General features: G+C 72.0%; 9 protein-coding genes. All 9 read right to left on the bottom strand.

The annotated features are described in order from the left end of the window. Positions 1 to 1,016 (bottom strand): sulfate adenylyltransferase subunit 1 (locus IH13_RS0120055; RefSeq protein WP_031086368.1); only part of this gene is annotated, 1,016 nt, incomplete at its 3' end. A 189-nt stretch (positions 1,017 to 1,205) separates the two neighbouring features. Then, positions 1,206 to 2,141 (bottom strand): sulfate adenylyltransferase subunit CysD, encoded by a 936-nt coding sequence (gene cysD / locus IH13_RS0120050; RefSeq protein WP_031086366.1) that lies wholly within the window; start codon positions 2,139 to 2,141, stop codon positions 1,206 to 1,208. Next, positions 2,138 to 2,683 carry an adenylyl-sulfate kinase gene (gene cysC, locus IH13_RS0120045; protein WP_031086364.1) on the bottom strand — a complete coding sequence of 182 codons (546 nt, stop codon included), beginning with the start codon at positions 2,681 to 2,683 and terminating at the stop codon, positions 2,138 to 2,140. The genes cysD and cysC overlap by 4 nt, the downstream gene beginning before the upstream one ends. Before the next feature lie 23 nt (positions 2,684 to 2,706). Further along, entirely contained in the window at positions 2,707 to 3,423 is a 717-nt protein-coding gene (locus IH13_RS0120040; RefSeq protein WP_031086362.1) for a phosphoadenylyl-sulfate reductase, read from the bottom strand. Then, complete coding sequence (locus IH13_RS0120035; RefSeq protein ID WP_031086360.1) at positions 3,420 to 3,599, bottom strand: hypothetical protein; 180 nt, start codon at positions 3,597 to 3,599, stop codon at positions 3,420 to 3,422. The genes IH13_RS0120040 and IH13_RS0120035 overlap by 4 nt, the downstream gene beginning before the upstream one ends. After that, positions 3,596 to 5,290 carry a nitrite/sulfite reductase gene (locus IH13_RS0120030; RefSeq protein WP_031086358.1) on the bottom strand — a complete coding sequence of 565 codons (1,695 nt, stop codon included), beginning with the start codon at positions 5,288 to 5,290 and terminating at the stop codon, positions 3,596 to 3,598. Before IH13_RS0120030 ends, IH13_RS0120035 begins: the two co-directional genes overlap by 4 nt. 116 nt (positions 5,291 to 5,406) lie before the next feature. After that, a complete protein-coding gene (locus tag IH13_RS45795) occupies positions 5,407 to 5,490 on the bottom strand; it encodes a putative leader peptide (protein ID WP_310887545.1) in 84 nt (27 codons plus the stop codon). A gap of 134 nt (positions 5,491 to 5,624) precedes the next feature. Next, complete coding sequence (locus IH13_RS0120025) at positions 5,625 to 6,242, bottom strand: GNAT family N-acetyltransferase (protein WP_031086356.1); 618 nt, start codon at positions 6,240 to 6,242, stop codon at positions 5,625 to 5,627. Positions 6,243 to 6,297: 55 nt separating this feature from the next. Beyond that, the coding region (locus IH13_RS0120020; RefSeq protein WP_031086355.1) for a helix-turn-helix domain-containing protein at positions 6,298 to 6,795 on the bottom strand (498 nt) is incomplete at its 5' end.

The raw sequence follows: 6,795 nt of genomic DNA, 5'->3' as shown, positions 1-6,795 counted from the left end.
CCGACGGTGAGCGGCTGGTCCGCCACATGGCAGACCGTCGCCTCGACGTCCTGGGTGGTGCCCGGCGCGTGGGCGCTCGGTGCGATGAGGTCGCCGCGCGAGATGTCCAGGTCGTCGCCGAGCCGCAGGGTGACGGACTGCGGGGCCCAGGCGACGTCGACGGCCTCCCCGAGCGCGTCGATCCCGGTGACGGTCGACGTACGCCCCGACGGCAGGACGGTGACGCTCTCGCCGACCCGCAGCACACCGGAGGCGATCTGGCCGGCGTACCCGCGGTAGTCGGGGTGTTCGGCGGTCTGCGGGCGGATCACGTACTGGACGGGGAAGCGGGCCGGGCACTCGGTCAGGTCGTGGCTGACCGGCACGGTCTCCAGGTGCTCCAGCACGGTCGGGCCGCCGTACCAGTCCATGTGGGCGGACGGCTCCACCACGTTGTCCCCGGCCAGCGCCGAGATCGGGATCGCGGTGATCTCGGGGACGCCCAGCGAGGCGGCGTACGCGGTGAACTCCTCGGCTATCGCGGCGAAGACCGGCTCCGCGTAGTCGACCAGGTCCATCTTGTTGACGGCGAGCACGACGTGCGGGACGCGCAGCAGCGCGGCGACGGCGGCGTGCCGGCGGGTCTGCTCCACGACGCCGTTGCGCGCGTCGACGAGGACGACGGCGAGCTCCGCGGTCGAGGCGCCGGTGACCATGTTGCGGGTGTACTGCACATGGCCGGGGGTGTCGGCGAGGATGAAGCGGCGGCGGGGCGTGGCGAAGTAGCGGTAGGCCACGTCGATGGTGATGCCCTGCTCACGCTCGGCGCGCAGTCCGTCGGTCAGCAGCGCGAGGTCCGGGGCTTCCTGGCCGCGGTTGCGCGAGGCGTGCTCGACGGCTTCGAGCTGGTCGGTGAGGACCGACTTGGAGTCGTGCAGGAGACGCCCGACGAGGGTGGACTTGCCGTCGTCGACGGACCCGGCGGTGGCGAACCGCAGCAGGGTGGTGGCCGAGAGCTGCTCGGTGGTGAGGGTCATGGGCGGGCCTCTCGTGTGGATCAGGCCGGATCGGGAAGCGGGGTACGGCGGTGGGGCCCCTCCCGCGCCGGTCGGGCGGTGGGGGGGCATCACGGGGCGCAGGACGGGGAAGGGACCGTGGCGGGGGTGACTACGCGGCGGGGTGCGGTGCCGGGGTACGCGACCCCGGCGCGGCCGGCACCGGCGCCGTCAGAAGTACCCCTCACGCTTGCGGTCTTCCATCGCGGCCTCGGACATCTTGTCGTCGGCGCGGGTGGCGCCGCGTTCGGTGAGCCGGGAGGCGGCGATCTCCGTGATCACGGCGTCCAGGGTGGTGGCGTCGGAGTCGACGGCCCCCGTGCAGGACATGTCGCCGACGGTGCGGTAGCGGACCCGGCGCCGCTCGACGCTCTCGTGCTCCTTGGGGCCGCCCCAGTCGCCGGCGGTGAGCCACATGCCGTTGCGGTCGAAGACCTCGCGGTCGTGGGCGAAGTAGATCCCGGGGAGCTCGATGCCCTCCCGTGCGATGTACTGCCAGACGTCCAGCTCGGTCCAGTTGGAGATGGGGAAGACGCGGACGTGCTCACCGGGCGCGTGGCGGCCGTTGTACAGCTGCCAGAGCTCCGGGCGCTGGCGGCGCGGGTCCCACTGGGAGAACTCGTCGCGCAGCGAGAAGACGCGCTCCTTGGCGCGGGCCTTCTCCTCGTCGCGGCGCCCGCCGCCGAACACGGCGTCGAAGCGGTGCTGCTGGATGGCCTCGGTCAGCGGGACGGTCTGGAGCGGGTTGCGGGTGCCGTCGGGACGCTCGCGCAGGGTGCCCGCGTCGATGTAGTCCTGGACGGAGGCGATGTGCAGCCGCAGACCGTGCTTCTCGACGGTGCGGTCGCGGTAGTCGAGGACCTCGGGGAAGTTGTGCCCGGTGTCGACGTGCAGCAGGGAGAACGGGATCGCCGCGGGCGCGAACGCCTTCAGCGCGAGGTGCAGCATCAGGATCGAGTCCTTGCCGCCGGAGAACAGGATCACCGGCCGCTCGAACTCACCCGCCACCTCACGGAAGATGTGCACCGCCTCGGACTCCAGCGAGTCCAGGTGGCTGAGCGCGTACGGGTGGTCGGTGCCTTCCGGCACGGTGGTGACGGTGCTCACGCCAGGCCCCTCTCGGTGAGCAGCGCGTGCAGCGCCGCTGCGGACTCCTGCACGGTCTGCTGGTGCGATTCGATCCGCAGGTCCGGCGACTCGGGCGCCTCGTAGGGGTCGTCGACCCCGGTGAGACCGGTGAGTTCGCCCGCCGCCTGCTTGGCGTACAGCCCCTTCACGTCCCGGACCGAGCACACCTCGACCGGCGTCGCGACGTGCACCTCCAGGTAGGTGGTGCCCCCGGTCAGGTGACGTCTCCGGACCGCGGCGCGGCTGTCGGCGTACGGGGCGATGACCGGGACGAGCACCTTCACGCCGTGGGCCGCCAGCAGTCCGGCGACGAAGCCGATCCGGGCCACGTTGGTGTGCCGGTCCTCGCGGGAGAAGCCGAGGCCCGCGGAGAGGAACTCCCGGATCTCGTCGCCGTCCAGCACCTCGACCCGGTGGCCCTCGCCCCGCAGCCGGCCGGCCAGCTCGTAGGCGATGGTGGTCTTGCCCGCGCTCGGCAGACCGGTGAGCCACACCGTGGCCCCCGTCTCCGTCACGCTCATCGGTATCTCCTGATCAGTCGTCATCAGCCGTGCAGCCCGCATTCCGTCTTTCCGCGCCCGGCCCAGCGGCCGGCCCGGGCGTCCTCGCCCTCCAGCACCCGCCGGGTGCAGGGCGCGCAGCCGACGGAGGCGTAGCCGTCCGTCAGCAGCGGGTTGGTCAGTACGCCGTGTTCGGCGACGTAGGCGTCCACCTCGTCCTGGGTCCAGCGGGCGATCGGGGAGACCTTCACCTTGCGGCGCCTGGCGTCCCAGCCGACGACCGGAATGTTCGCCCGGGTCGGGGACTCCTCGCGGCGGAGCCCGGTGGCCCAGGCGGTGTACCCGGTCAGGCCCTCTTCGAGCGGCTTGACCTTGCGCAGCGCGCAGCACAGGTCGGGGTCCCGGTCGTGCAGCTTCGCCCCGTACCGGGCGTCCTGCTCGGCCACCGTCTGACGTGGCGTCAGCGTGATGACGTTGACGTCCATCACGGCGTCCACCGCGTCCCGGGTGCCGATGGTCTCCTCGAAGTGGTAGCCGGTGTCGAGGAACACCACGTCCACCCCGGGAAGCACCCGGGAGGCGAGGTGGGTGACGACCGCGTCCTCCATGGAGGAGGTGACGCAGAAGCGGGGGCCGAAGGTCTCGGCGGCCCACTTCAGGATGTCGAGCGCGGAGGCGTCCTCCAGCTCGCGCCCGGCCCGCTCGGCGAGCTCCCTCAGCTCCTCGTCGGTGAGCGTGCCGGTCTGCGGAGTGTCCGTCATGCCCCGTCCCCTTCCACGGCGTCGCGCTTCAGGCCGCGGGTCAGCAGGCCCAGGAACTTCAGCTGGAACGCGCGGTTGCAGGAAGCGCATTCCCACGCGCCGTGCCCGGCCTCGTGCGGGCGCAGGTCCTCCTCGCCGCAGTACGGGCAGTGGAACGGCGCGGCCCGCTCGCTCATGACAGGGACTCCGCACCGGCGCGGGCCGCCCAGGCGGCGAAGCGCTCGCCGTCCTCGCGCTCCTCCTGGAACCTGCCGAGCACCCGCTCGACGTAGTCGGGGAGTTCGGCGGAGGTGACCTTCAGGCCGCGGACCTTGCGGCCGAAGCCGGCGTCCAGGCCCAGCGCGCCGCCGAGATGCACCTGGTAGCCCTCCACCTGGTTGCCGTCGGCGTCCAGCATCAGCTGGCCCTTGAGGCCGATGTCCGCCGTCTGGATGCGGGCGCAGGCGTTGGGGCAGCCGTTGATGTTGATGGTGAGCGGCTCGTCGAAGTCCGGGAGGCGGCGCTCCAGTTCGTCGATGAGCGCGGCGCCGCGCGCCTTCGTCTCGACGATCGCCAGCTTGCAGAACTCGATGCCGGTGCAGGCCATCGTCCCGCGCCGGAACGGGGAGGGGTGGACCTGGAAGTCCAGCGCCTCCAGCCCGGCGGTGAGCGACTCGACCCGGTCCTGTTCCACGTCGAGGACGATCATCTTCTGCTCGACGGTGGTGCGCACCCGTCCCGAACCGTGCGCCTCGGCCAGTTCCGCGATCTTGGCCAGGGTGGAACCGTCCACCCGGCCGACGCGCGGGGCGAAGCCGACGTAGAAGCGGCCGTCCTGCTGCGGGTGGACACCGATGTGGTCACGCCAGCGGGAGGAGGGCTCGGCGGGGGCGGGCCCGTCCAGCAGGGGACGCTTCAGGTACTCGTCCTCCAGCACCTGGCGGAACTTGGCGACACCCCAGTCGGCGACCAGGAACTTCAGCCGGGCGCGGTTGCGCAGCCGGCGGTATCCGTAGTCGCGGAAGATGCCGACGACACCCGCCCAGACGTCCGCGACCTCCTCCAACGGCACCCAGGCGCCGAGGCGTTCGGCCAGCCGAGGATTGGTGGAGAGCCCGCCGCCGACCCAGAGGTCGAAACCGGGGCCGTGCTCGGGGTGCTCGACGCCGACGAAGGAGACGTCGTTGATCTCGTGCACCACGTCCTGGACGGGCGACCCGGAGATGGCGGTCTTGAACTTGCGGGGCAGGTTGGAGAATTCGGGGCTGCCGATGTACCGCTCGTGGATCTCGTCCACCGCGCTCGTGCCGTCGACGATCTCGTCGGCCGCGATGCCCGCCACCGGGGAACCGATGATCACGCGCGGGCAGTCGCCGCACGCCTCCGTGGTGGAGAGCCCGACGGCCTCCAGCTTCTCCCAGATCGCCGGGACGTCCTCGATGCGGATCCAGTGCATCTGGATGTTCTGCCGGTCGGTGACGTCGGCGGTGCCGCGCGCGTACTGCTCGGACACCTCGCCGATCGCCCGGAGTTGAGCGGTCGTCAGCCGTCCGCCGTCGATGCGCACCCGCATCATGAAGTAGGAGTCCTCCAGCTCCTCCGGCTCCAGCACCGCGGTCTTGCCGCCGTCGATGCCCGCCCGGCGCTGTGTGTACAGGCCCCACCAGCGCATGCGTCCGCGCAGGTCGTTCGGGTCGATCGAGTCGAAGCCGCGCTGGGAGTAGATCGTCTCAATGCGTGTCCGGACATTGAGACTGTCGTCGTCCTTCTTGAACTGCTCGTTCCCGTTGAGGGGAGTGAAGTGCCCCATGGCCCACTGACCTTCACCACGGTGCCGGCTCACCTTGCGGCGGGGCGTGGCAGTAGCAGGCTGTTCGGTGCTGGACATGGCGAATACGTCCTTCGGGACTGCAGGAGGGCGGCTTTGACCTGCACACTCGCGTCAGGCGCGGCGGTGCGCAGGGGTGGTGCGGGGAAAGGGGGCGCGGCGGTGCTGGAAGACTCTCAGCGGGCCGGACAGATGGCGCTGGACATGCGGCCGAGGTCGACGTGCCGCCGACTCACCAAGGCAATTCCAGTTCCAGGCATGGCGGAAGCGTGGCACGCGGATCTCGGGCCAGTCCACTACGATCCATTATGTGGACGAGATGGTCCCGACATGCGAGATGGGTGGTCTCCGTCACGTCCGGCCGAGTCGGCGGGCGGCCCGGCCGGACCCGGTCTCAGGCTCCGGGAGCGGAAGCCGGGTACGCCCCGGGCCAGGGGCCGGGGGCCTCGACGTCGGGCTCCTGCTCGGTCCGGGTGTCGAAGAGCCGGAACCCCCGGCGCAGGTAGTTGCCCATGGCGTGCGGGCCGTCGTCGGAGCAGGTGTGCAGCCACACCCGGGTGGTCGCGGGCAGGCCCTCGTGCCGCTCGGCCAGGTCCCAGGCGCGGGCCACCCCGTAGGACAGGAGGTGGCCGCCGATCCGGCGGCCCCGGAAGGCCGGGATCAGCCCGAAGTACACGATCTCGACCACACCGCCCTCCTGGGCGTCGAGCTCGATGAACCCGGCGGGCGTCCCCTCCTCGTACGCCACCCAGGTCTCGGCGCCCGGCCGCTGGAGGATCTCCTGCCACTGGGCGTACGACATCCCGAGCCGGTCGGTCCACCGGACGTCCCCGCCCACGGCCGTGTAGAGGAACCGGCTGAACTCCGGCAGCGGGGTACCGGACCGTACGATCCGCACATCGCCCGCCGGGGCGGCGGCCGGACGCAGATCGGAGGGCGAGGTCTGCTCCAGGGACCAGATCGTCACCTCGGAGGTGGCGGCGGAGGCGGCGGGGCGCGTGGCGTTGCTCATGGCGGCCAGAAAACCACGCGCCCCTCCCGGCCCCCACACCGGGCCCCGGCAACCCTCAGGCCGGCCCCGCGGCCGCACGCGCCCTGACCACCACCGGAGCCGTCGAGCGGGGCAGCAGATCCGCCGGATGGGCGGGGTGGACCACCTCCACCTCGACGCCGTCGCCGAAGCGGTACGGGCGGTGGGCGAGCACCTCCGCCAGGTGGCGGCGCACCCGCGAGATCTCGGCCCGTACGGTCACCGTCCTGGTCGGGTCGCCGAAGACGTCCCGGGCCAGTTCCGCCGCGGTGCGCCCCTCCCGGTGCACGGCCAGCGCGTACAGCAGCTCCGCGTGCCGCGGCGAGAGCTTCACGGTCCAGGTGCCCACCGGCCCCGCCACGTGCGCCAGCAGCCCCCGCTCCCGGCTCAGGTCCAGCACGACCCGGCGCGGCGGAGTGTCCCCGTGGCCCTCGGAGACCTGCACCAGCCAGCCGCCCGGCAACGGCTCCACCCGGCACATCCCGAGCGAGGCCAGCCACACCCGGCCGGGCCGCAACGACTTCGGCAGCGGCAG

The organism is Streptomyces sp. NRRL WC-3549, assembly GCF_000721935.1.
Classification (GTDB): domain Bacteria; phylum Actinomycetota; class Actinomycetes; order Streptomycetales; family Streptomycetaceae; genus Streptomyces.
This window is presented reverse-complemented; position numbering and strand designations above follow the sequence as displayed.

What these genes read in the sequence shown, in the direction of transcription:
- IH13_RS0120040 (WP_031086362.1), bottom strand. Translation starts at nt 3,423, where the DNA reads ATGACGGACACTCCGCAGACCGGCACGCTCACCGACGAGGAGCTGAGG.
- cysC (WP_031086364.1), bottom strand. Translation starts at nt 2,683, where the DNA reads ATGAGCGTGACGGAGACGGGGGCCACGGTGTGGCTCACCGGTCTGCCG.
- IH13_RS0120030 (WP_031086358.1), bottom strand. Translation starts at nt 5,290, where the DNA reads ATGTCCAGCACCGAACAGCCTGCTACTGCCACGCCCCGCCGCAAGGTG.
- IH13_RS0120035 (WP_031086360.1), bottom strand. Translation starts at nt 3,599, where the DNA reads ATGAGCGAGCGGGCCGCGCCGTTCCACTGCCCGTACTGCGGCGAGGAG.
- IH13_RS45795 (WP_310887545.1), bottom strand. Translation starts at nt 5,490, where the DNA reads ATGCCTGGAACTGGAATTGCCTTGGTGAGTCGGCGGCACGTCGACCTC.
- IH13_RS0120025 (WP_031086356.1), bottom strand. Translation starts at nt 6,242, where the DNA reads ATGAGCAACGCCACGCGCCCCGCCGCCTCCGCCGCCACCTCCGAGGTG.